Raw genomic sequence first — 22,612 nt, 5'->3', positions numbered from 1 at the left:
AAGGGCATAACAGATCAGAAGAGCCCCAACCGCATACACAGCTCCGGCGATGATCGCCGGACGTCCCGGAACGTCGACCGCGATGAACCATGATCCGACGAGCAGCGCCACGCCACCGACGGCCGCCAACCATGTCAGCGGCCCGCGCTGAGGCTGGGCGTCAGCGACCTCGCCCGAGACCATCGCCTCCACCGGCGACACCGCGAACACCGACCTCGCTGCAAGCGATGTCGCCGCCACACACGCCAACACGCAGGCAACCACCGCAACGATCGGCGCATACGACGGCAGGTGGTAGTCGACGGCGATCGAGACCGAGTCCCGTGTCGCCGCGGGAACGCGCGAAATCGCCCACCGCCCCGCGAGAATTCCGATCGGTACGCCGATCGCACCGCCGACGAAGCCGAAGACCGCCGCCTCGACGAGCAGATCACCCACCAAATGAGAACGCTTGGCGCCCAACGCACGGACCATCGCCAACGACTGGCGTCGCGACGCCACCGCCATGTTCATGGTGTTGAACACGAGGAACGCGGCGATGACGAGAGAGATGAGCGACACGAGGAGCGTCGAATCACGCGTGACCGACCCCGCCACCTCTGCCTGTTTGGCGCGGAAACCCGGGTCGACGACCACGGCGCGACCAGCCACGACACGCTTGACCTCTGCGTCGAGTCGGCCGTGATCGGTCCCCGGTCGCGCGACGATCAGAATGGACGAGACCCTGCCCTCGAGACCCGTCAACCGTTGAGCCAGGCCGAGATAGGCGAACATGAAGTCGCCGTTGTTGAGTCCACCACCGCCCCCGCTGTCGACGACACGGACCACGCGCACATCGATACCGTTGACCGAGATGCGCTCTCCGAGGCGAAGTCCGGTGTCGGCGCCGACGACGACGCCGTCGTCGAGATCGTCAGCCTTCAGCCCCGTCTCCGCGGCCTGCTGGACGGCCGAACCGAGAGCGGTCGCACGAAAGTCGGACCCCACCAGCGCAATCCGCCGATCGCCGACCACGGCGGTTCCGCGGATAACGGGAACGACAGCCTTCGCGTCCGACGCCCCCGCGCGGATCTCGCCCACCAGCGACTCGTCGATGCCCGAGTCGGCGATCGAGGCAACCTCGAGCTGGGCCACTCCGTTGATGGCGGAGTCGAAATCGCGGATCGACTCCGTGAGCGAGCCGTACGTGCCGAGCACTGCGATCAGCAGCGCCGACGACACCGCCACCACGATCAACGATGTGAGCACGCGCAGCTTGTGGTCGCGCAGCTCGCGCAGGTTGAGCACGCGCACGCGGGTGAGTGCAGCGAGCGGCGACCGCACCGGTCTCGACGACACTACGCCTCGTCCTGAGCTGCGATCCTGCCGTCTCGCACCGTGATCGTGGTGTCGGCGACATCGGCAGCATGTGGATCGTGCGTCACCATGATCACCAGCCGGTTCGGCGCGTCGTGGGCAACCTCGGACAGCAGCTGGAGGACCGATTCTCCGGTGTGCGAGTCGAGGTTCCCGGTCGGTTCGTCGGCGAGCAGGATGGACGGCTCCATCATCAGCGATCGCGCGATGGCCACGCGTTGCATCTGGCCGCCCGACAGCTCCGACGGTCGATGGTCGACCCTGTTGCCGAGTCCGACGCTGTCGAGGAGTTCGACGGCCCGCGGTTTGGCCCATCGCAGCGATTGACTGTCGAGAAGTCGTGGGAGAGCTACGTTCTCCCACGCCGACATCGTCGGCACGAGGTTGAAGAACTGGAACACGAACCCGACGCGGTGCCGTCGAAAAGCGGACGCGGCATTGTCGTCGAGTGACGCGAGGTCGACGCCGTCGACCTCGATGGAGCCCGACGTCGGGGTATCCAGGGCGCCGATGATGTGCAGCAGCGTGCTCTTGCCGGCGCCGGACGGACCGACGATGGACACGAACTGTCCGCCGTCGAGCGAGAGGTTCAGTCCGTCGAGCGCACGGACCCGCTCATCGCCGAGTCGATATTCGCGAACCAGCGCTTCCGCCCTCACCACACAGTCGGCCACCTCGCCGATGGTAGGCGACACACGGTGTTCCCCGTCACACCCCCGCTGTCACATCCCGACTTGGACGACGACGGTCGCCATGGCGTGCGTCGACGTATGCGACAGTGACAGCGACGGATTCCGCCATGCTCTGCTCTCGGCGAGCGCAGCCATCCCACCCGCCAGGGCTATGCCGGGTACGGCACCGTTCATGACGACTTCGATCTCGCGCAACGGTGTCGCGTCGTCGACGATGCCCAATGTCTTGATCACCGACTCCTTCGCCGCGAATCGCGCGCCGAGACGCTGCGCGCGATTCGGCCCGTCGCAGTGAGCGATCTCCGCGTCGGTGAACACCCGGGTCAGATAACGATCGCCGAATCGGTCGATCGATTCCTCGATGTCGGCAACGTCGACGAGGTCGCAGCCGACGATGACCGTCATATGGCCACCGCCAACATCTCGATCGTCTCAGCCATCAGCCCTCCCAGCGCTCATCGATTCTGCCGACAATCAGTGTGCCCGATCAGCCCGTCCACTCCCCCGTGCGGTAGAACTCGTCGAGCACTGCGGTCGGTGCGGTGAGGTCGAAGCCCTGCGCGGCGACCCAGTCGTCGTCGAAATAGGTTGTCGCGTAACGGTCCCCGGAGTCACACAGCAGTGTGACGACGCTGCCGGCCTGACGCTGTGCCACCATCTCGGAGATCACCTGCGCGACACCCCACATATTCGTGCCGGTCGAACCCCCGACACGGCGTCCCAACCGATCCGAGAGGTGACGGGCGGCGGCGATCGACGCGGCGTCGGGTACACCGATCATGCGGTCGATCACCTGCGACACGAACGAGGGTTCGACGCGGGGTCGCCCGATGCCTTCGATCCGCGATCCGGTCTCCGACCGCAGGGACCCGTCACCACTCTCGTAGGCCGGCAGGAACACTGAGTTCTCGGGATCGACGACGGCCAACCAGGTGGGGTGTCGGCGGTAGCGGAGATAACGGCCGAGCGTCGCCGACGTTCCGCCGGTGCCTGCACCGACCACGATCCATGTGGGCACCGGGTGATCCTCGGTGGCCATCTGCGCGAAGATCGACTCGGCGATGTTGTTGTTGCCGCGCCAGTCGGTTGCGCGTTCGGCCATCGTGAACTGGTCGATGAAATGTCCGCCGAGCTCGCGCTCGAGTCGCAGTGCCTCGTCGTAGACATCCGACGCACGCTCGACAAAGTGGCATCGTCCGCCCTCACGTTCGATGAGAGCCGTTTTGGCAGGCGATGTGCCCGAGGTCATCACTGCGATGAACGGCACACCGATCAGATGAGCGAAGTACGCCTCGCTGACGGCCGTCGATCCCGAGGACGCCTCGATGACCGTGGTCCCCTCGGTGATCCATCCGTTGCAGAGCGCATAGAGGAACAACGATCGGGCCAACCGATGCTTCAGCGAGCCCGTGGGATGGGTGCTCTCGTCCTTCAGGTACAGGTCGACGCCGACCTCGGTCCCGGGCGCCCCGTTGCTTCCGTCGTCGACCCAGCGCGACCACGCGGGCAGTTCGCAACGCAGGAGATGCGTGTCGGCACTGCGGCGTGCATCCGCTTCGATCAGTCGCACCGCGTTGTCGGCCCAGCGTCGGTCGCCGCGATGATCGACGCTGCGCGCGGACTCGACGGTGTGCGTCATTTGCCGTCTGCTCCGCGCAGGCGCGTCTGCAGGTCCTCGTGCTTACGACGACGCTCGGAGTCGACCGCTGCGATCTGCGTGTTGACGCGTACGCGCAGCTTCTTGAACAACACCATCCCGAGCGGAAGCGCGATCAGCACACCGAACACCGCCGCGACCAACAGCGGCACCGTGACACCTGCCAACGCGCCGATACCCATGATGATCGCGGCCACGACCACCACCAGCAGAAGACGGGCAACTGTGTACAGCAGGATGGAGACCACCAGGTCTCCCATGCCCACACCGCGCTGACCTGCGATGTCTGTGTTGTCTGGTTTGTGTGTACCCGTTTGCGTGGGGTCCCGCTTGTCACTCACACGCTCAGGATACTTGGGCCGGAATAGGTGTTCGCAGGTCACGGCCACCTTTTGACTCTCTTTACCTCGATATGACGGTTCGAGTACCTGGGCGTTTTGCGTGTATTCATGTGTGAGCGCGCAAGCTGCGCGTCTTCGAGAACCCGAAGGGGAGAACAATGACCGCTCTCAACCCTGGTGCAGCCACCGTCATCACCCCTGGCCTCGCCAGCCAGCACACGCTGACCCCCGGCCAGGTCGCCGCGATGTTCAATGTGAACCCCAAGACCGTCGCACGGTGGGCGAGCTCGGGCATTCTCGGGTCGATCCGCACCCCGGGCGGCCATCGACGCTTTCGCGAGGAAGACGTCGTCGCCCTCCTCAATCGTCGCGTCGGATAGTCGCACGCGCCGCCAGCAGGTCACAGGCCTCCCACATCGGGTCGCGTACCCTGGTTGATGGGAGGTTGCCATGACGTTTCTACTGGCCATCGTCGGCTTGGTCGCGATCGGTTTTCTGTTGTGGCGCGCTTTCGGGCCTCAGCTGTCAGAACGCCGCGACTCGATGGGTGCGCGCACCTCACGCTCGCGTGCGCATCGACCGGTCGGCCCCGACGATGACGCGGATTTCCTTCGCGACCTCGACCGGCGCACCCGAGGACCCAACGACGAACTGTGACGCATCGCCCAGCGGGGATGCACGACACGCCCTCGCAGAGTCCGGGTACGATGACGGTTCCGTATCCGACACTGCGCCAGGGGGATACCGACATCACCACCCACATCGACACGTCGGGCTGGTTGTGATCCATGACCATTCGCCCGGGCACGGCAACCGGTGGCGACGACAGTTTCGCCGCCAAGCTGGCTGAACTCTTCGAGCACTCCAGAGACGAGAACGGCCACCGGTACACCGGTAAGAGGATTGCCGAGAAAGCCAATCAACGCGGTCACTCGCTGAGTGACGCCTACATCTCGCAGTTGCGGACAGGTAAGGCGCGCACGCCGTCGTTCAAGACGGTCGAGGCCATCGCCAGCGCCTTCGAGGTCAGCGTGACCTACTTCCTCTCGAATCCCGACGAGGACCTCGATCGCGTACAGCGGCAACGCGATTACGTGGCGATGCTCGCCACCACCGAGACACATCTGTCCGGAATCGATGTGGGTAGCCTGTGCCCCGACACCATCGACGTCGTGATCGACCTGCTCAAGATGGTGCGCGCGCAGGCTGTGTCCGAGCGGACCGCGAGAACTTCAGCGGGGCTCAGAGTCCCGCGTAGGAGTGCAGGCCCGACACCACCAGGTTGATGATGAACAGGTTGAACAGCAGGGCGACGAATCCTGCGACGTTGATCCAGGCCGCTGTGCTGTTCCGCCACCCCGCGGTCGCGCGGGCGTGTAGATATGCCGCGTAGATGATCCAGGCGATGAAGGACACGGTCTCCTTTGGGTCCCAGCCCCAGAAGCGGCCCCAAGCCGACTCGGCCCAGATCGCGCCGAAGACGATACCCAGCCCGAAGAGCGGGAATCCGAACACCACGCACTTGTAGGCGAGACGATCGAGTGCCTCTGCGCTCGGGATGTGGGCGACGAGTCGTTTCAGTCCCCCGATGGCACCGCCGCCGGTCTCGGCGACCGTCTCGGTCGACGCTCCCCAGCGCATCTTCACCAGGTACAGGATGCTGGCCACACCGGACACGAGCAGCACACCGGAGCTGATCGAGATGATGGACACGTGGATGGCCAGCCAGTACGACTTGAGCGCAGGAACCACGGGCGCGGCCTGCGTGTAGAGCCAGCGGCCCGCGATGAACATGAGCAGCGTGACCGGCAGCAGCACAAAGGCGATCAGCGGACGGTTTATCTGCTTGCGCAGGATGACGAGTCCCGCGACCACGCAGGCTGCGCAGGTCAGCGAGATGAACTCGTACATGTTGCCCCACGGGGCGCGGTCGGTGGCGATTCCTCGTGTGACGATCGATGCGATGTGCGCGACCAACCCGACGAACACCACCGGATACGCCATGTTGCCGATCTTCTCCGACACCGTGCGCGGAGCCGGACCCTCGATCCTGCCGGGAGCCCGCTGTGTCGACGTGGTCGATCCACCGCCCGCGGTGACCAGTTCCTTGGCTGCGGAGAGTTTCCGTGAGCGTGCACCGGCGAGGGCCGCGAGGAACATGAGCATCGCCAGGACGTAGATGGTGATCGCGGTACCGAACAGAAGGTCGGAGTAGCGCGCCATCGTCTCGTCGATCAGGTCTGTTCCGTTGCCCATCTGTGCCTACCTCAATTTGCTGCTATCGATGCGTCTACCACGACGCATCTATTACAGGCGTCTCGCGCGACTGTCCTCGTCGAGCAGGCCACGCGCCTGATCGTCGAAGCCCTCGCCCCAACCGGCCTGGTCGGTGCGGGCCAGCCCGGCAATTTCTACTACAGTACGTCGTCGCTCGCCGTTCTCCGAGTCGGGCACCAGACGGGCCCAGATGCGGCGGCGTCGGATCACCAGCGACACCACCAGACCACCGAGCATGACGATGGCCGAGACCAGCACCCAGATCTGTGCGGGGTCGTGGGAGACCTGCACCGAGATCCAGCGCTTGTAGCCGTCGAAGCTGACCTTCGTCCCATCCGGCAGGCTTGCGCTCTCGCCGACCTTCAGATTGGCCTGCGCCTCACGATTCAACCTGCCCTGGTGGATCATGTTGGTGTCGAGGGAGTACGCGTTCTGCGCGCGACCGGTGTCGAGGCCGGTGTCGCCCTTGTAGATCCGGATCGCGACCTGCGGGTCGCTCGGTTCGGGCGACGACGAGCTGAGCAGCGTGCCGTCATAGCTGGCCGTCGGCGCGAAGAGACCCTCGAGAGCGATCTGGTTCTTGCGCCGCGTGTCCTCGTCGGGATACAGCCCGGCGGGGGTGTCGAACCGCGCGGCACCCGACGACAGCATGGTCTGCATGACCTCGGGGATGAACAGCGCTGTCTGGGTGCGCTTCTCCCCGTTCGGGAAGGTCACGGTGAAGGTCGGCGCGAAACCGTTGCCCAACACGTACACACGGTCACCCGAGACGCGCAGCGGATCGTTGACGCGCACCGATCGCTCCTGCCACTGCGACGACGGTGTGCGCGGGTCGGTGGTGTAGCGGATCTTCGCGTCGTACATCGACGGCTGACCGTCGGGGAGGAATGTCGCGGAGAAGTCGTCGACGCGAATGCAGAACGGTGACAGGTCGGTCCCGTCGACCAACGCACCCGCGCGGAACGAGTCGTAGACCGCCGTCGACGTGTTGCACAGTCCCTGCTCGCCGTCGGCGACCAGACTGCGCGTGCCCTCGTAGCCGTACACCTTGCCCACCGCGATCGAAACCAGCAGTGCCAACAGCGCGAAATGGAAGACCAGGTTGCCGAATTCGCGGAGGTAGCCCTTCTCCGCGGACACCTCGACACAGCCTTCGGGATAGGCCTTCGACGGCTCGCGCACCGTGACCTCGCGACGCCAGCCACGCAGATTGCCCGAGATGCGTTCGGCGAGTTCCGCGGGATCGCCGTCGACCGTCTCGGTGATGTGACGCGGCATGCGAGACAGATTGCGCGGCGCAGCAACGGGTTTGGTGCGCAGGCTCTTGGCGTGTTCGAAGATACGCGGGGTGAGGCAGCCGACCAGCGAGATGAACAGCAGCACATAGATCGCGGTGAACCATGCGCTGGAGAAGACGTCGAAGAGCTGGATCTTGTCCATCCACTCGCCGAGCCAGCCGTGGTCGGTGATGTACTGCGCAGTCTTCTGCTCGTTGAGTTCGCGCTGCGGCAGCAGGGCGCCCGGGATGGCAGCCAGTGCGAGCAGGAACAACAGCACCAGGGCGGTGCGCATCGACGTCAGGCTGCGCCACACGTTGCGCAGCGGCCACAGCACCCGACGCTTGACCCAGTGCGGGCGCTGCGGGGTCTGCGGCGCCGGTGTGGATGGCCGGTCGACGGTCTGTGTCATTCCTCGCCTCCGCTCGGGGTCAATGCCTCGCCTCCGCTCGGGGTCAATGCCTCGCCTCCGCTCGGGGTCAATGCCTCGCCTCCGCTCGGGGTCAATGCCTCGCCTCCGCTCGGGGTCAATGCCTCGCCTCCGCTCGGGGTCAATGCCTCGCCTCCGCTCGGGGTCAATGCCTCGCCTCCGCTCGGGGTCATGCGGTCTGCGTTCATACCGGAAGCTCGGTGTCGGAGATGAATGCGTCGCGGACCCACACGATGAACTGATCCCACCAGCCGGTGACCAGGGCTACGCCGACTGCGATGAGCATGATGCCGCCGAAGATCTGGATGAGCCGGGCGTGCGTGCGCAGCCAGGTGAGGCTGCGTAGCGCCCACGCCGACGAGAACGCGAGGATGACGAAGGGAATCCCCAACCCTGCGCAGTACGCGATGATCAGCGCGACACCCTTGACCGCTGTGGCCCCCTGCGTTCCGCTCGCGGTCGCGATCACCGCAGCGAGTGTCGGGCCGAGGCACGGGGTCCAGCCGAGCGCGAAGACCGCGCCGAGCAGCGGTGCACCGACGATGTTGGAGACGTTACGCGGCGCGAAACGGAACTCACGCTGCATCATCGGGATCAGGCCGATGAACACCAGACCCATCACGATGGTGACCACACCGCCGACACGTTGCAGCACATCATGATTGACGATCACCGTGTTCGTGATGCCCAGGATCGTCGCGGTCGCCGCGACGAACACGATGGTGAAACCGAGCACGAACAGCGCTGCGGCGATCGCCACGCGCGAGCGTCCTCGCTTGGGTGATTCGCCGACGGTGACGGCAGGCGCTTCGGCACCGACGAGCCCGGCGAGATAGGACAGATAGCCCGGCACCAACGGCACCACGCACGGTGACGCGAACGAGACGAGACCGGCGACGACACATGCGGCAAGCGCCAGCAGCAACGGGCCACTGGTCACGGTGTCGGCGAAGGTCTGTCCCATCCCGCTCACGGCTGCTTTCCGGAGTCTTCCGCAGCGACCTTCTCGACCATCGCGCCGAGCTCATCGGAACTGACCGTGCGCAGGTACACCGCTGCCGGACGGTGCTTGCGGTCGAGAACGACGGTGGTCGGAACCACCGACGTCGGGGTGGTCATCGAGGCGAGTGTCGCGCCGTCGAAGTCGTAGATCGACGGATACCCGACCTTACGATCGGCGACGAAATCCTTCGCCGACGCACGATCGTCGCGCAGGTTGATGCCGACGAAGGCGACGCCCTTGTCCTTGTTCTGCTCGTACACGGTCTCGAGGTCGTCGGCCTCCGCGCGGCACGGCCCGCACCACGAGCCCCACACGTTGATGACGGTGACCTTGCCCGCGAAATCCTTGTCGACGTCGATCTGCTGATCGGTCACGAGATCGGGGCCGACGAGGTCGGCGATCGGTTTGCGCTCCGACTCCGGGTAGGTGATCGTCGTCTTCCCACCCGGCGACACGAACTGGAAGGTGTCACCCTGCGCGACGGCGTCGTTGCCCCCGCTGCAGCCGCTCACCAACACGCCGAGCGTGGTCAGCACGGCGATCAGAGCAGCGGTGAAGGTCTTACTACGCATGTGTCGAACCCGGTTCATGCCCCGGTCGCGAGCGGATCGGAATGCCCTGCGGGTTCGGAGTAGATGATGTCGACGAGCGCGTCGTCGTCGTAGATGAGGCTGGTCAGCGACGCCAGTGAACACTGACGACGACGCGGGTCGTGCCAGAGGCGCTGGCCTTCGAGGAAGCGTCGGAGCGTGTAGACGGGCAGTTGATGGCTGACGCAGACGGCCTCGTGTCCGCGCGCGGCGTCGCGGGCCTTGTTGGCCGCCGCGAGCATGCGGTGCGCGAGCTGGATGTAGGGCTCGCCCCACGACGGGGTGAAGGGGTCGCGCAGCTTGAACCAGTGTCGGGGCTTGCTCAATGCACCGTCACCGACGGAGACCTTGAGTCCTTCGAAGACGTTGTCGGCTTCGATGAGCTGGTCATTGGTGAAGATCGGCAGACCGTGCGCCGCGGCGATCGGGGTGGCTGTCTCCTGCGCGCGCTGCAACGGCGAGGCGAAGACGGCGGTGATGTCGTGATCGGCGAGCGTGCCGGCGACCTTTTCCGCCTGCGCCCGACCCGTCGTCGACAAGTGAAATCCGGGCAGGCGACCGTAGAGGATGCCGTCCGGGTTGTGCACCTCTCCGTGGCGCATCATGTGGACGATCGTGTGCATCAGTCGGACTCCCCCGATTGCGTGGCGTGCGCTGCGGCGCGGGCTGCCGTCGGCAGCGCGTCAGCGATTCGACCAAAAGCATCCTCGTCCAGCGCCGCTGAGACAAACCAGGCCTCGAATGCGCTCGGCGGCGCATACACACCCGCATCGAGCAGCGCGTGGAAGAACGGCGCGAAACGCCAGGTCTCGGTGTTCTTGACCGCGGCATAGTCGGTGATCGGCGCCGTCGGATCGGAGGTGAAGAACACACTGAGCAGGTTGCCCGCCTTCTGCACCCGGTGCCCGACCCCGGCGTCGGTGAGCGCCTCGTCGAACAGCGAGGCGAGACGGTCGGAGTTGGCGTCGAGGGCTGAGTAGACGTCGGCGTCGGCGTGACGGAGCGTCGCGAGTCCTGCCGCGACGGCCACGGGATTACCGCTCAATGTGCCCGCCTGGTAGACGGGTCCAGTGGGCGCGAGGTTCTCCATGATGTCGGTGCGTCCGCCGAACGCTGCCGCGGGGAGCCCACCACTCATGACCTTGCCGAAGGTGTAGAGGTCGGCCGCGACACCTTCGAGGCCGTACCAACCGGACGGACTCACACGGAAGCCGGTCATCACCTCGTCGATGATGAACAGCGCGCCGTGGCGTCGGGTGAGGTCGCGCAGGCCTGCGTTGAACCCGTCGACGGGTGCGACGGCACCCATGTTCCCCGCTGCGGCCTCGGTGATCACGGCTGCGATCTCGTCACCGAAGGCGTCGAAAGCCTTGGCGACGGCGTCGAGGTCGTTGTAGGGCAACACGATGGTGTCGTGAGCTGCAGCACCGGTGACGCCGGGCGTCGTCGGGAGGCCGAGCGTCGCGATGCCCGATCCTGCGTCGGCGAGCAACGCGTCGACGTGACCGTGGTAGCAGCCGGAGAACTTGATGATCTTGGATCGGCCGGTGGCGCCGCGCGCCAGCCGGATCGCCGACATCGTCGCCTCGGTGCCGGAGTTGACCAGGCGCACCCGCTCGACCGGGTCGACGCGGTCGATGATCTCCTCTGCGAGTTCGATCTCGCCCTCGGTCGGCGCACCGAACGACAGGCCGTGCGTCGCCGCCTTCTGGACCGCCTCGACGACAGCGGGGTGCGCGTGCCCGAGGATCATCGGGCCCCAGGAGGAGACGAGATCGACGTAGTCGTTGCCGTCGACATCGGTCAGATGGCAGCCCTGCGCCGAGGCGATAAATCGCGGAGTGCCGCCGACCGCGGAGAACGCACGTACCGGCGAATTGACCCCGCCAGGGGTCGCGTCCTGGGCCCGGCGGAACAATTCGGTGGAACGGGCTGCGACTTCAGCGGAACTCCTCACGGCCACCAGTGTTCCAAATCGCAACGATCAAGGAAAATTCGCCCTGGTCAGGGCGTCACAGAGGTTGGACGAGGTCTCGATGGCGGCGTATCAGGCAGTCGGGTCTGGTACGTACACAATCGGGCCCTCAGCGGTGCGCCACGACAACTATTGTCGCGACGTCCCGCTGACGTCACAGTTGTGTACGCACTCCCGAATGTCCGGCGGCGAGATCGGGGTGCGGCGCGGGAGAGCGCGCGTAGAGCTCCGCGACCTGACGCGTTACGGGCGCCGAGGCCAGGGCGCGGCACGCGAGCGTGCAAGAAGAACTGCTCAACGCGTCCGGAGCTCCAGATCACGCCACCACCCACACGGCTATCGGCCCGGTGCCTACACAATCGGGCCCTCAGCGGTACGCCACGACAACTATTGTCGCGACGTCCCGCTGACGTCACAGTTGTGTACGCACTCCCGAATGCCCGGCGGGCGGCCAGCGCGCGGGTCAGTGTTGGGGCGCCCGAAGCTGCGCAGAAGCCCGCGCGGCAGGCCCGTCCGGAGCGCGGGGTCGGGGTGGGACGCGTCTCCGCGGCGTGTGGCGCAACAGCCGGCGACGTTGAGTCAGCAGCCGGCGAAGTCCGGGTCATCCCAGTAGCCGAGTGCGTGATCCGCGCCGGACTCTGCGGCGAGGCGCGTCAGTTCGGGCGGCTCCGCCAACGCTTTGAGGTGATCGCGCCTGCGGATCATCGCCAGGAGTGTCTCGACCACCTCGTCCCAGCTGTACATCAGCCTCTTGTACGAGATCCGCCACGGTATGTAACCCATGCGGTGGGCGGCTTCGTCTCGTACTCGATCCTTCTCGCGCTGCGCAGGCGACTTGTCGTGATAAGCGATGCTGTCGACCTCCACGATCAGCCGCTTTCCGATCAGGAAATCCACTCTGCCGATACCGGGGATCTCGACCTGACTCTCAAACGCGATACCCAAGCTAGCCAGCCGGAACCCGAAGATCGATTCGGCCCCGGAGTCGGCGCAGCCGTCGCACCTGTCGAGGAGCCGTCGAATCCGGATCGGCATCGACGAGAACATCGCCTGCAGGTCGGACGACTCGAGCAACCCCTTGTGCAGGACGGAGTCGCAGGCGGCGACGATCGCCTCGCCCTCGAGACATCGGACCGCATACGCGAGCGCGGTCGCCACGTCGTCGAGGGGATAGAGCTCTGGTTGCGCCCGTCCATACCGCCTGCACACATGATGTGTCCCCGTCGATCCGTTCGGGGCGACGTTGCGCCCGCGGACGTGCACCAGGTCACCGAACGGAGCGACCCAGACACCGTGCAGTTCGAGCGCGCTCGCACAGGTGCAGACACCGCCGGCGCTGACAGCCGAGGCGACTGTCGGGTCGGCGTTCGCGGTGGCGTACCACCCTCGACGCAGCGCTCGCAGGTCGCCGACGGCCACCATCCGCCGCACCTGGGCCTGGCTGAAGCCGCGGCGTTTGAGCTCCGCCCAGGACAAGACGCCGCGCCAGTGGTCGTCGTGCTGGGGTTCGGTCACACACCACAGCGTCGCCGAACAGGCGCCGCTCGTCGGCGTCGACCTCGCAGCTGCGAGCGATGCTGTGCACGGACGCCACACTGTGGAGTACCCGGGTCACCGGGCCAGCGCGGCACCCACCTCGTCGGCGATCGCCCGTTGCCCAGCGGCGTTGGGGTGCACCGTGACCGGAGCCGACGACCCGACCTGTGGTTCGATCCACCGCGTTCCCTCGGGCTGACACGCATCGTGCCCCTCGGAGACCGCCGACATGTCGACAAACGTCCCGCCGGTGGCGGCCGTTGCCCGCGCGACGGTGTCGTTGAGCGTCGACTGCAGGTCGCGAATGTAGGCGACGTCCCCCGCTGCCACGCGCATCGTCGGATAACAGCCGGTCGTCGGAGGCAGAATCCAGGGATACCCGACCACCAGGACACGCGCGTGCGGGGCGCGTTCGCCGACCGCCCGCAGCGCTCTGACCACATCGGGATAGGTGCGTTCGCGGACACGTTCGACGAAGGTGTCGCCGTACCGAGCGCGGCAGGGCGAACCGGAGGGATTCTCCGCCGCGACGTCGCCGCAGTCGCGGATCGTCCCCGAGAAGATGTCTCCGTCGTTGCCACCGATCATGAGCGTCACGAACCGCGTGCCATCCCCAAGCGCATCGAGTTGGGGCCCGACGCCGAAGTACTGTGCCGCAAAGAAATCCGACGTCGTCGCACCGGCACAACTGACGTCGTCGAGCGCCAGGCCGCGACGCTGCGCGAGCACGTGCGCAAAGTTCAACGAGGACCGCTGACACTGGAACGGCGAGTCCTCGACCAACGGCCTGACTCCCGTTCCGGCGCTGTAACTGTCGCCGAGGTTCACGTAGACGGTGCTGTCGGCGCGATCGCTGGTGCCCTCGGCCCGAGTGCTGGTGCTGTCGACGGGATTGCTGGTGCCCTCGGCGCGATCACCGGTGCCGTCGGCGCAGGCGGTCGCGGTGAATGCGACCGCGATGAGCAGCGCTGCGATGACGCGGATGTGTCGGGTCGGTGCGGCCGTCATGCGCAGCCGGGATGCGGGCCCCTCCCGGGAAGCGAGCACCCGTCGGGTGCGCGCGGCCGCCATGTGTAGCGGCCGGGACGAGGGCGACCGGTGGCGCGTGGTGATCATGCGCTTTCGCTCAGCAGGGTCAGGAGGAGTTCGGCACGGGTGCGGGCGTCGGTGAGGTCGACGGCGAGCATGTCCTCGACGCGTTCGATGCGTCCACGCAGTGTGTGCCGATGCACTCCGAGCACACTTGCGGCAACACCCCAGTTGCCGTTGGCCTCCAAGAACGCCAGCAAACTCTGCTGAAGCTGGCCGCCGTTTGCGGCGTCGTACGCGACGAGTGGCGCGATGCGCTCGGTGTAGCTGTCGTGCAACACTTCTCGCACGCTGTCACTGGCAAGCAGGGAGCGTAGATCGTAGAGGTCGACCAGCTGGCCGGCAGCCGCGGAGCGGCACGAGAGCTTGGCCTGACGTACCGAGTCGGCTAGATCGTCGACGGGAACCGAGGGACCCAGACCGCCGCGGACCCCGCCGGTGGAACTGAGCATCGTGAGGAGACCGGTCGCGAACTGGATGTGGTCGTCGCCGCGGACGAGTCCGACGACCTCGTCCTCGCGCCGGTGCACGAACACCGGGCGCCAGCGGTGTTCGAACTCGATGGCAAGGCGGCGTGCGCCCCGGAGCGCGTCGTCGACTCCTTCGAAGCGGAACACCACCGCACGCACCCGACCAGCGGGATCTGCTGCGCGCGAGAGTATCTCGCGAGATCGCTCCCCGATGTGCCGCTCCATGGCGAGGGCGAGGACCTCGCCCTGCAATTCGCCGACATCGCGTCGAACCTGTTGCGGCTTGGCGTATTCGATGGCGAGCAGCGAGACGGCATGACCGATCAACATGCGCCCGACATCGTCGAGCGGGCTCGATCCGATCACGCCCAGATGACCGAACGTGGTTGTCCCCGAGCCGACTCGCGCGACGGTCAGCACCGAGTCGTCGGTGACGCGGACGGCACCCGCGGAGGCGGGGTCACGCAGCGCGACGGCACGGATCTGCTCGAGCTCGTCGGGACGTGCCGGACCCGGCGCCTCGGCCACCGGGGTGTGCGCGGCGTCGAGCAAGATCACCCGTTGCCCGACGGCGTCGGCGAGTTCGCGCACGAGCCCCTTGGAGCCCGACGCGGTTGCGGCCCTGGTCATACGTGGTTGTGCGCGGGTGGCCGACACCAGCCGGGCCGAGCGCTGCGCGGCGATCTGGTCGAGAACCGCGCGGGTGATCGCCGAGAACGGAATGGCCAGCGGCACCTCGAACAGCGGCAGACCGAACTCGTCGGCCGCCGCCAACAGGTCGGCGGGCACCTCGTCGAAACCGAGGCCGACGCCGAAACCGATCGCCGCGGCACCCACTGCGTCGAGGCTGCGCACGAACTCTCGTTGCCCGTCAGGGTCGTCGACGCTCAATCGCATCCCGGTGGTGAGCAGCACCTCCCCGCCCTGCAGCCAGTCGGCGGTCGAGACGAGTTCAGAGCTCACCGCACAGTCGAGTTCACGGTCGAGGCCGTCGACGCCCGCACGGAGCGAGAGTTCGAGCCGACGCTGGGCCATCAGCCATCGAACGGTGGTCACCACACCACCGTAACCGTGCACTGGACATCTTGGCAGCAAAGAGACCACCCGGTGGACAACTTGTCAGGTCCGCAGGTAGGCGTCGCAGGCGAACACTGGTGTCCATGACCACAGCAACCGACATCACCTACCGGCTGCCCCAGGAGCGGAAGCTGGTGACCGAACTCCCCGGCCCGCGCTCGATGGAAATCGGGGCGCGTCGTCTGGCCGCCGTCGCCGCGGGCGTCGGGTCAACTGTCCCCGTGTTCGCGACCGACGCCGACGGCGGCGTGATCGTCGACGTCGACGGCAACTCGCTCATCGACCTCGGCTCAGGCATCGCCGTCACGTCGGTCGGCGCGAGCAACTCCGCCGTCGCCGCCGCGGTAGCCGAGCAGGCTGCGCACTTCACGCACACCTGCTTCATGGTGACGCCGTACGAGGGCTACGTCGCCGTCGCCGAGAAGCTCAACGAGATCACGCCCGGCGACTTCGACAAGCGCACCGTGCTGTTCAATTCGGGCGCCGAGGCCGTCGAGAACGCGGTCAAGATCGCGCGACTGTCGACGCGACGCAACGCCGTGGTCACCTTCGACCACGCCTATCACGGCCGCACCAACCTCACCATGGCCATGACGGCGAAGAGCATGCCCTACAAGCGTAACTTCGGTCCGTTCGCGCCCGAGGTGTACCGGATGCCGATGAGCTACCCGTACCGCGACGAACTCGGCAGCGACGGCGTCGCCGCGGCCAAGCGCGCGATCTCGATGATCGAGAAGCAGGTCGGCGCGGAGACCACTGCGGCAATCGTCATCGAGCCCATCCAGGGTGAGGGCGGATTCATCGTTCCCGCACCGGGATTCCTGTCGACGCTGGCCGAATGGTGCACCGCGCACCGCGTGCTGTTCATCGCCGACGAGGTGCAGGCCGGATTCGCCCGCACCGGAACGTGGTTCGCGTGTGAGCAGGAGGGCGTCGAACCCGACCTCATCACCATGGCCAAGGGCATCGCCGGCGGTATGCCGCTGTCGGCGGTCACCGGACGCGCCGACATCATGGACACCGTCCACGGCGGCGGTCTCGGCGGAACCTACGGCGGAAACCCGGTGGCCTGCGCTGCGGCGCTGGCAGCCATCGAGCAGATGGAATCGCTGGATCTGTGCGGCCGTGCGCGGCACATCGAGACGATCATCACCGAAACCCTCACAGCGACCGCGGACGAACTCGCCGGGGCGGGGCTTCCGGTGATCGGCGACATCCGTGGCCGCGGCGCGATGATCGCGGTCGAACTGGTCACACCGGCCGAGGACGGCACGGCGACCCGCGAACCCAACCCCGACCTCACGGCCGCTGCCGCGAAGGCCGCACTCGCGCAGGGAGTGGTCGCGTTGACCTGCGGCACGTACGGCAACGTGCTACGCCTGTTGCCACCGCTGGTCATCGGCGACGATCTGCTGCGCGATGGCCTGGCGGTGCTGTGCCAGGCCATCAAGGACAACGCCTGAACGCTGTGCCCACCGGTTGTCGCCCGAACGTTAAGGAGCTCTGCCATGCATCCGCTCGATCCACTCAGTGCCGAAGAATTCCGCACCGTCACCGCGATACTCGGCTCTGAGCAGGGCGTCGGCGACGGTTGGCGTTACGCGTCGATCGAACTCGCCGAACCGACCAAGAGCGAACTCGCCGCCTACGACACCGACGGCACACCACCGCCGCGTCGAGCCGTGGTCGTCTGCTTCAACAGCGGAGAGAACACGACATACAAGGCATTCGTGTCGATCTCCGGCGGCAGCGTCGACTCGTTCGACCTGATCCCCGACGTCCAGGCGAATTTCACCGTCGACGAGTTCGAGGAGTGCGACCGCGTACTGCGCGCCCATCCCGACGTCCAAGCGGCGCTGGCCAAGCGTGGGATCACCGATATGGACTCGGTTTTCATGGACACGTGGACCTACGGCGGCGCGGTGATCCCCGAGGAGTACAAGGGTCGACGTCTCGGTTGGTCGGACACGTGGATTCGCAACAGCGAGGGTTCCAACCCGTACGCGAATCCCGTGTCGGGTCTGCACTGCGTGATCGACGTGAACACGATGGAGCTGCTGCGGATCGAGGACACCGGCGGCTTCGACCAGCCGACGGTGATGGGTGAGTACGTGCCACGGCACATCCCGCAGCGTATCCGCGACACGTTCAACCGGCCCGAGCTCAAGCCGCTGGAGATCACTCAGCCCGACGGCCCGTCGTTCACGCTCGACGGAAACCAGTTGACGTGGCAGAAGTGGTCTCTGCGTGTGGGATTCAACTATCGCGAAGGCATGACGCTACACACCGTCACCTACGACGACGGCGGCAACGTCCGCAAGATCGCTCACCGTCTGTCCTTCGCGGAGATGGTGGTCCCCTATCGCGATCCCAGCGAAGACCATTACCGCCGAACGGCTTTCGACATCGGAGAGTGGGGTCTCGGCTTCATGACGACGTCGCTGGAGCTCGGCTGCGATTGCCTCGGCGAGATCCGATACCTCGACGCCACGCTGCACAACAGCGCGGGCGAGCCGTACACCATCACCAACGCGATCTGCATCCACGAGGAAGACAACGCGGTCCTGTGGAAGCACGTTGATCACGACGCGGGCGCCGAGGTCCGTCGTATGCGTCGGTTGACGGTGAGTTTCCATGTGACCGTTGCCAATTACGAGTACCTGGTCTACTGGCGTTTCTACCAGGACGGCAACATCGAATGCGAGGTGCGCGCCACCGGCATCATGGTGACCACACCGATGCCGGAGGGCGTGACGTCGAATCCGCACGGCACCACGATCGACAACCGGACATACGCACCGTTCCACCAGCACTTCCTGGTCGCACGGATGGATCTCGACATCGACGGCAGCGACAACACCGTGTATGCCAGCGAGACCCTCGTCGAGCCGATGGGTCCCGACAATCCGCTCGGACTCGGCCTGGTGCAACAGAACACCCCGCTGCGCACCGAGTCGGAAGGCATGCAGGATCCGAACTTCGCGACGCAGAAGTCGTGGAAGATCGCCAATCCCAACAAGACAACGGCCCTCGGCCTGAACCCGGCGTACAAGCTGGTTCCCACGGGAGCGTTCCCCGCGATGTTCGACCCGGCGTCGCCGATCTTCCAGCGCGCCACCGTCATGGGTCATACCCTCTGGGTGACACCTAATCATCCCGACGAGCGCTGGCCCGCAGGTGAATTCGTCAACCAGTCCGAACGCGACACCGGTCTCGGTGTGTGGACCAAGGCCGACCGACCGATCGAGAACACCGACGTCGTGCTGTGGTACACGTTCGGCATTCATCACATCACGCGGCCGGAGGACTGGCCGGTGATGCCCGCCGACACGGTGTCGTTCTGGCTCAAGCCGTTCGGCTTCTTCGACCGCAACCCCTCTCTCGACGTCGAGGCCTCGCCTCCGACCCACTGCCATCACGAAGGGAATTCGCATGACCAGCACTGAGGTGCTTGATCCACAGGCCGTGCTCGACGGAGTACCCACCGGTCTCTGGATCGACGGCCGGGAGGTCGAGGCCAAGGGCGGCAAGACATTCGACGTCATCAATCCGGCCACCGAGGAATCGCTGGTGTCGGTTGCCGACGCGAGCGTCGACGATGCCGTGCACGCGCTCGACCGTGCCGTCGCCGTCGCCGACTCATGGGCCGCCGCCCCGGCCCGTGAGCGCGGTGAAATCCTGCGTCGTGCTTTCGAACTGGTTGCCGATCGAGCCGACAGCCTCGCGATGCTCATGACACTCGAGCTCGGTCGAGCACTGCCCGACAGCCTCTCGGAAACGAAGTACGGCAACGAGTTCCTGCGCTGGTTCGCCGAGGAGGCCGTCCGGATCGACGGCCGCTGCACCCAGTCCCCCGGCGGGACGGGCCGAATCCTGGTGAGCCACGGGCCGGTCGGGCCGTCACTGGCGATCACGCCGTGGAATTTCCCACTCGCCATGGGCACACGAAAGATCGGTCCGGCGCTCGCCGCGGGCAACGTGATGCTGGTCAAACCGGCGCACGAGACCCCGCTCACGATGCTCGCCCTGGCCGAGATCTTCGCCGAGGCAGGACTTCCTGCAGGCGTGCTGTCCGTGCTGCCGACCACCGATGCGCGCGGTGTCGCGTCGGCGATCATCACCGACGACCGCATTCGTAAGATCAGCTTCACCGGGTCGACTCCCGTGGGTCGGAACCTCATGGCCCAGGCCGCGGAACGCGTCCAGCGCACGTCCATGGAACTCGGCGGAAATGCGCCGTTCCTCGTGTTCGACGACGCGGATGTCGACAAGGCCGTCGAGGGCGCCTTCCTGGCGAAGATGCGCAACGGTGGCGAAGCCTGCACCGCGGCGAACCGCTTCCTGGTGCAGGCCGGCGTCGCCGACGAGTTCACCGAGAAGCTCATCGAGAAGATGTCGGCGGTGCGCCTCGGACCCGGCAACGAGGAGGGCGTCACGCTCGGACCGCTCGTCACCGCGGCACAACGCGACAAGGTCGCTGCCGCAGTGGAGAGCGCCGTCGCTCACGGAGGCCGGGTCCGCCTCGGCGGCAAGGCACCCGATGGCAAGGGCTACTTCTACCCGGCGACGGTCGTCGACCAGGTCGACGCGTACGCACCGGTCACCCGCGACGAGATCTTCGGACCGGTCGCGGTGATCAGTACGTTCGAGTCCGAGGACGAGGCGATCGCAGCCGCCAACTCGACCGAATACGGGCTCGCCGGCTACTTCTTCACCCGCGACCTCGACCGCAGTATCCGTGTCGCGTCGAAGCTGGACGTCGGCATGGTCGGGGTCAACCGTGGCGTGATCTCCGACGTCGCGGCGCCGTTCGGCGGTGTGAAGCAATCGGGAATCGGACGCGAGGGTGGCTCCGAGGGCATCGACGAGTACCTGACCGTCAAGTACGTCGCGCTGAGCTGAGGTCACCTCCACATCAGTGCGTGACGTCGGCATCTTTGTGCCGCGGAGGATGAAGATCTTCCTCGACACAGCGAAGACACAGCACGCGAACTTTCAGTTCCAACCCGCCTACGCCGGTTAGGCTCCGCGCAACGCTCGGTAGACGGCAGCGCCGACGACACCGCCGAGCGACTCCGGAGTCCAGGTGTCGTCGGCCAGCAGCGTACGCACTGCCCCCTCCCCCGCAGATACCCACAACTCCACCAGTGCAGGCAGTTTGGTCTGCGCGTCGTCGATCCCCCATGCCGACAACGTGGGCCCGAGCAGGCGTGTACATCTCGCGACCATCGCGGCCCTGCCTGAACCTGCGAGGTCCGCCACGACCGGGTCGGGATGACCGAACACCAGTCGCCACGCCTGCGGACGATCGACGACGACGTGCAGCATCGCACTGAAGCCCTCAACGAAGACGTCCTCGCCCGCATTGACCGTGCGCTCGTGCACCGCTTCGGAAAGCCGTGCGTCGAGATATCGCTCCTCGCGCCGGAGCAAGGCGTCGACCAGGTCTGCACGACTGGCGAAGCACGAGTAGACGACCGGACGCGTGACGTCGAGCCGCTCAGCAACCGACGCGATCGTCACGCCGGCGATACCCTGTGCGGCCGCGATGTCGAGCGCTGCGTCGAGAATTTGTGGTCGACGCCGCCCGGGCCCCAGGTGCTCGGCCCGGTGCCGTCGTGACGACGAAGCGGGAGCGTTCATTCGTCCACCGTATCTGGCGACGAACGCGGTCTAACATCTTCCTACACAACTGTAGATTCTATTCCTACACCTATGTATATTTCGGGGTGTCTGCACTCGACGGCGGACCGTCGACCGTCCACACACGAGGAGCACCGTGACCGCCACCGCACCGATCCATGACACCTCACCCGAGAGCGCTCGGCGTCCGCCTCGGCGCACACTCACCGACAGCGGCTGGCCGTTCGACCCCGCTCGTCGTCGTGAGAACTACGGGTTCTTCGGACCCGATTCCCCGACGTGGCGAGTCTGGTCGTCGCCCACCTCTCTGATCGCCTTCCAGCGGTCGGTGGTACTCGAGCATTTCGACCCATTCCTCACCGCGGCTGTGGCCGATCGGGCGGGCATCTACACCGATCCGCGCGGCAGGCTGGACAGCACGCTGTCGTACTTCCTGATAGTGGCGCTCGCCGATGGGCGATCGGCGATCGAGGCGTCGGATCTACTGACGCGAGTTCACGCAGACGCAACCGGTATCGAACCGATCAGCGGAAAACGTTACAGCGCAAACAATCCCGATTCACAACTGTGGATTCACCTGACCGGCTGGCATTCGGTAATCAAGTGCTACGAAATGTACGGACCGGGGCCGTTGACGCCCACCGAGGAGCGGCGATACTGGGCCGAATGCGCTGTGGCCGCGCAGTTACAGACCTTTGACCCCGCAGCCGTTCCGGCCGACCGCGACGGGATTCACGACTACTTCGCGGCCGTCCGTCCACGGCTATGCACGTCGGAGCGGGCCCGACGCGGAATGCACTACCTTCTGCGAACACCGTTGTCGCAGAGCAATGCGCAGTTCGCTGTACTGAGCAATCTCACGGCGCCGGCCGTCATCGCCACCCTGCCACGGTGGATGCGTGAACTCGGTGACATGGATCAGCCGAGCATCGTCGACGTCGTCTATCGGCCGCTGGTGAAACAGGCGATCCGGATTGCCGCCAGACCACACATCACACTCACGGCGCTTCGCTCGCTCCCGATGACACGCGCGGTGTACGCACAGCATTTCCGCGGCATGCCGCCGCTGACGGAGTCCACGGTCACCCCGCAGGAGGCACGCGCGCGGCTGACGTCAGCACACCTGCCTCGCGACGACGACGCCCCCGCTCGGGTCGCAATCCGAGCGGGGGCGTCGTCGTGAATTATGTTGTGCCTAC

23 protein-coding genes are annotated in these 22,612 nt (G+C 66.1%); 7 read left to right on the top strand and 16 right to left on the bottom strand.

Annotated elements, in window-relative coordinates; all coding sequences use genetic code 11:
* The 5 genes from GOOTI_RS04675 to GOOTI_RS04655 all read right to left on the bottom strand — a co-directional run.
* Positions 1-1,338, bottom strand: a 1,338-nt coding sequence (locus GOOTI_RS04675; RefSeq protein WP_007237424.1) for an ABC transporter permease, incomplete at its 3' end; no start/stop codon positions are given.
* Complete coding sequence (locus tag GOOTI_RS04670) at positions 1,338-2,051, bottom strand: ABC transporter ATP-binding protein (RefSeq protein WP_007237423.1); 714 nt, start codon at positions 2,049-2,051, stop codon at positions 1,338-1,340. The genes GOOTI_RS04675 and GOOTI_RS04670, both read right to left, overlap by 1 nt.
* A 27-nt stretch (positions 2,052-2,078) precedes the next feature.
* A complete protein-coding gene (locus tag GOOTI_RS04665; RefSeq protein WP_007237422.1) occupies positions 2,079-2,453 on the bottom strand; it encodes a holo-ACP synthase in 375 nt (124 codons plus the stop codon).
* 82 nt (positions 2,454-2,535) lie between these two features.
* On the bottom strand, positions 2,536-3,687 hold the full coding sequence (gene cds1, locus GOOTI_RS04660) for an L-cysteine desulfhydrase Cds1 (RefSeq protein ID WP_007237421.1): 1,152 nt from the start codon (positions 3,685-3,687) through the stop codon (positions 2,536-2,538).
* Complete coding sequence (locus tag GOOTI_RS04655) at positions 3,684-4,046, bottom strand: DUF4229 domain-containing protein (protein ID WP_138985165.1); 363 nt, start codon at positions 4,044-4,046, stop codon at positions 3,684-3,686. The genes cds1 and GOOTI_RS04655 overlap by 4 nt, the downstream gene beginning before the upstream one ends.
* A 158-nt stretch (positions 4,047-4,204) precedes the next feature.
* Here GOOTI_RS04655 and GOOTI_RS04650 point away from each other — a divergent pair, with 158 nt between their 5' ends.
* The 3 genes from GOOTI_RS04650 to GOOTI_RS04640 all read left to right on the top strand — a co-directional run bounded on the left by GOOTI_RS04650 (position 4,205) and on the right by GOOTI_RS04640 (position 5,332).
* Positions 4,205-4,426 (top strand): BldC family transcriptional regulator, encoded by a 222-nt coding sequence (locus GOOTI_RS04650; protein WP_007237419.1) that lies wholly within the window; start codon positions 4,205-4,207, stop codon positions 4,424-4,426.
* Between the two features lie 70 nt (positions 4,427-4,496).
* Positions 4,497-4,703 (top strand): hypothetical protein, encoded by a 207-nt coding sequence (locus GOOTI_RS04645; protein ID WP_007237418.1) that lies wholly within the window; start codon positions 4,497-4,499, stop codon positions 4,701-4,703.
* Positions 4,704-4,834: 131 nt separating this feature from the next.
* Positions 4,835-5,332, top strand: a complete 498-nt coding sequence (locus GOOTI_RS04640) for a helix-turn-helix domain-containing protein (protein ID WP_007237417.1) — start codon at positions 4,835-4,837, stop codon at positions 5,330-5,332.
* On the opposite strand, the gene ccsB is transcribed toward GOOTI_RS04640, so the two are convergent.
* The 10 genes from ccsB to GOOTI_RS04595 form a co-directional block, all read right to left on the bottom strand.
* Positions 5,289-6,302 carry a c-type cytochrome biogenesis protein CcsB gene (gene ccsB, locus GOOTI_RS04635; protein WP_007237416.1) on the bottom strand — a complete coding sequence of 338 codons (1,014 nt, stop codon included), beginning with the start codon at positions 6,300-6,302 and terminating at the stop codon, positions 5,289-5,291. The two genes, GOOTI_RS04640 and ccsB, sit on opposite strands and share 44 nt — an antisense overlap.
* A gap of 51 nt (positions 6,303-6,353) precedes the next feature.
* Positions 6,354-8,012, bottom strand: coding sequence for a cytochrome c biogenesis protein ResB (gene resB / locus GOOTI_RS04630; RefSeq protein WP_007237415.1), 1,659 nt, complete (start codon positions 8,010-8,012; stop codon positions 6,354-6,356).
* Positions 8,009-8,203: a hypothetical protein gene (locus GOOTI_RS25600; RefSeq protein WP_138985164.1), complete on the bottom strand. Its 195-nt coding sequence runs from the start codon at positions 8,201-8,203 to the stop codon at positions 8,009-8,011. Before GOOTI_RS25600 ends, resB begins: the two co-directional genes overlap by 4 nt.
* An 11-nt stretch (positions 8,204-8,214) precedes the next feature.
* Complete coding sequence (locus GOOTI_RS04625) at positions 8,215-8,994, bottom strand: cytochrome c biogenesis CcdA family protein (protein WP_007237414.1); 780 nt, start codon at positions 8,992-8,994, stop codon at positions 8,215-8,217.
* A 5-nt stretch (positions 8,995-8,999) separates the two neighbouring features.
* Positions 9,000-9,605 (bottom strand): TlpA disulfide reductase family protein, encoded by a 606-nt coding sequence (locus GOOTI_RS04620; protein WP_007237413.1) that lies wholly within the window; start codon positions 9,603-9,605, stop codon positions 9,000-9,002.
* A 14-nt stretch (positions 9,606-9,619) separates the two neighbouring features.
* Positions 9,620-10,246, bottom strand: a complete 627-nt coding sequence (locus GOOTI_RS04615; protein ID WP_007237412.1) for a histidine phosphatase family protein — start codon at positions 10,244-10,246, stop codon at positions 9,620-9,622.
* The gene (gene hemL, locus GOOTI_RS04610; protein WP_039993390.1) at positions 10,246-11,580 is read right to left on the bottom strand and encodes a glutamate-1-semialdehyde 2,1-aminomutase; all 1,335 of its coding nucleotides are present in this window, start codon (positions 11,578-11,580) and stop codon (positions 10,246-10,248) included. The genes GOOTI_RS04615 and hemL overlap by 1 nt, the downstream gene beginning before the upstream one ends.
* 597 nt (positions 11,581-12,177) lie before the next feature.
* A complete protein-coding gene (locus GOOTI_RS04605; protein ID WP_007237410.1) occupies positions 12,178-13,113 on the bottom strand; it encodes a type IV toxin-antitoxin system AbiEi family antitoxin domain-containing protein in 936 nt (311 codons plus the stop codon).
* 96 nt (positions 13,114-13,209) lie between these two features.
* Complete coding sequence (locus GOOTI_RS04600; protein WP_007237409.1) at positions 13,210-14,250, bottom strand: SGNH/GDSL hydrolase family protein; 1,041 nt, start codon at positions 14,248-14,250, stop codon at positions 13,210-13,212.
* Positions 14,247-15,749 carry a PucR family transcriptional regulator gene (locus GOOTI_RS04595; RefSeq protein WP_174299114.1) on the bottom strand — a complete coding sequence of 501 codons (1,503 nt, stop codon included), beginning with the start codon at positions 15,747-15,749 and terminating at the stop codon, positions 14,247-14,249. The genes GOOTI_RS04600 and GOOTI_RS04595 overlap by 4 nt, the downstream gene beginning before the upstream one ends.
* Positions 15,750-15,853: 104 nt before the next feature.
* Here GOOTI_RS04595 and gabT point away from each other — a divergent pair, with 104 nt between their 5' ends.
* From gabT to GOOTI_RS04580, 3 genes are read left to right on the top strand one after another with little or no spacing between them, the layout of a single operon-like run.
* A complete protein-coding gene (gabT, locus tag GOOTI_RS04590) occupies positions 15,854-17,233 on the top strand; it encodes a 4-aminobutyrate--2-oxoglutarate transaminase (protein ID WP_007237407.1) in 1,380 nt (459 codons plus the stop codon).
* Positions 17,234-17,278: 45 nt separating this feature from the next.
* Positions 17,279-19,216, top strand: a complete 1,938-nt coding sequence (locus tag GOOTI_RS04585) for a primary-amine oxidase (RefSeq protein ID WP_007237406.1) — start codon at positions 17,279-17,281, stop codon at positions 19,214-19,216.
* A complete protein-coding gene (locus tag GOOTI_RS04580; protein WP_007237405.1) occupies positions 19,203-20,672 on the top strand; it encodes an NAD-dependent succinate-semialdehyde dehydrogenase in 1,470 nt (489 codons plus the stop codon). Before GOOTI_RS04585 ends, GOOTI_RS04580 begins: the two co-directional genes overlap by 14 nt.
* 117 nt (positions 20,673-20,789) lie before the next feature.
* Here the strand turns inward: GOOTI_RS04580 and GOOTI_RS04575 are convergent, their stop codons facing one another.
* Complete coding sequence (locus tag GOOTI_RS04575) at positions 20,790-21,413, bottom strand: TetR/AcrR family transcriptional regulator (RefSeq protein ID WP_007237404.1); 624 nt, start codon at positions 21,411-21,413, stop codon at positions 20,790-20,792.
* A gap of 136 nt (positions 21,414-21,549) precedes the next feature.
* On the opposite strand from GOOTI_RS04575, the gene GOOTI_RS04570 reads away from it, so the two are divergent.
* Positions 21,550-22,596: an oxygenase MpaB family protein gene (locus GOOTI_RS04570; protein WP_007237403.1), complete on the top strand. Its 1,047-nt coding sequence runs from the start codon at positions 21,550-21,552 to the stop codon at positions 22,594-22,596.
* Positions 22,597-22,612: the final 16 nt, after the last annotated feature.

The sequence above is a fragment of the Gordonia otitidis NBRC 100426 genome, from assembly GCF_000248075.1.
In the GTDB taxonomy this organism is placed as follows: domain Bacteria; phylum Actinomycetota; class Actinomycetes; order Mycobacteriales; family Mycobacteriaceae; genus Gordonia; species Gordonia otitidis.
This window is presented reverse-complemented; position numbering and strand designations above follow the sequence as displayed.

What these genes read in the sequence shown, in the direction of transcription:
- GOOTI_RS04585 (WP_007237406.1), top strand. Translation starts at nt 17,279, where the DNA reads ATGCATCCGCTCGATCCACTCAGTGCCGAAGAATTCCGCACCGTCACC.
- GOOTI_RS04640 (WP_007237417.1), top strand. Translation starts at nt 4,835, where the DNA reads ATGACCATTCGCCCGGGCACGGCAACCGGTGGCGACGACAGTTTCGCC.
- GOOTI_RS04620 (WP_007237413.1), bottom strand. Translation starts at nt 9,605, where the DNA reads ATGCGTAGTAAGACCTTCACCGCTGCTCTGATCGCCGTGCTGACCACG.
- ccsB (WP_007237416.1), bottom strand. Translation starts at nt 6,302, where the DNA reads ATGGGCAACGGAACAGACCTGATCGACGAGACGATGGCGCGCTACTCC.
- cds1 (WP_007237421.1), bottom strand. Translation starts at nt 3,687, where the DNA reads ATGACGCACACCGTCGAGTCCGCGCGCAGCGTCGATCATCGCGGCGAC.
- GOOTI_RS04615 (WP_007237412.1), bottom strand. Translation starts at nt 10,246, where the DNA reads ATGCACACGATCGTCCACATGATGCGCCACGGAGAGGTGCACAACCCG.
- GOOTI_RS04625 (WP_007237414.1), bottom strand. Translation starts at nt 8,994, where the DNA reads ATGGGACAGACCTTCGCCGACACCGTGACCAGTGGCCCGTTGCTGCTG.
- GOOTI_RS04645 (WP_007237418.1), top strand. Translation starts at nt 4,497, where the DNA reads ATGACGTTTCTACTGGCCATCGTCGGCTTGGTCGCGATCGGTTTTCTG.
- GOOTI_RS04600 (WP_007237409.1), bottom strand. Translation starts at nt 14,250, where the DNA reads ATGATCACCACGCGCCACCGGTCGCCCTCGTCCCGGCCGCTACACATG.
- GOOTI_RS04580 (WP_007237405.1), top strand. Translation starts at nt 19,203, where the DNA reads ATGACCAGCACTGAGGTGCTTGATCCACAGGCCGTGCTCGACGGAGTA.
- resB (WP_007237415.1), bottom strand. Translation starts at nt 8,012, where the DNA reads ATGACACAGACCGTCGACCGGCCATCCACACCGGCGCCGCAGACCCCG.
- GOOTI_RS04665 (WP_007237422.1), bottom strand. Translation starts at nt 2,453, where the DNA reads ATGACGGTCATCGTCGGCTGCGACCTCGTCGACGTTGCCGACATCGAG.
- GOOTI_RS04575 (WP_007237404.1), bottom strand. Translation starts at nt 21,413, where the DNA reads ATGAACGCTCCCGCTTCGTCGTCACGACGGCACCGGGCCGAGCACCTG.
- GOOTI_RS25600 (WP_138985164.1), bottom strand. Translation starts at nt 8,203, where the DNA reads ATGACCCCGAGCGGAGGCGAGGCATTGACCCCGAGCGGAGGCGAGGCA.
- gabT (WP_007237407.1), top strand. Translation starts at nt 15,854, where the DNA reads ATGACCACAGCAACCGACATCACCTACCGGCTGCCCCAGGAGCGGAAG.
- GOOTI_RS04650 (WP_007237419.1), top strand. Translation starts at nt 4,205, where the DNA reads ATGACCGCTCTCAACCCTGGTGCAGCCACCGTCATCACCCCTGGCCTC.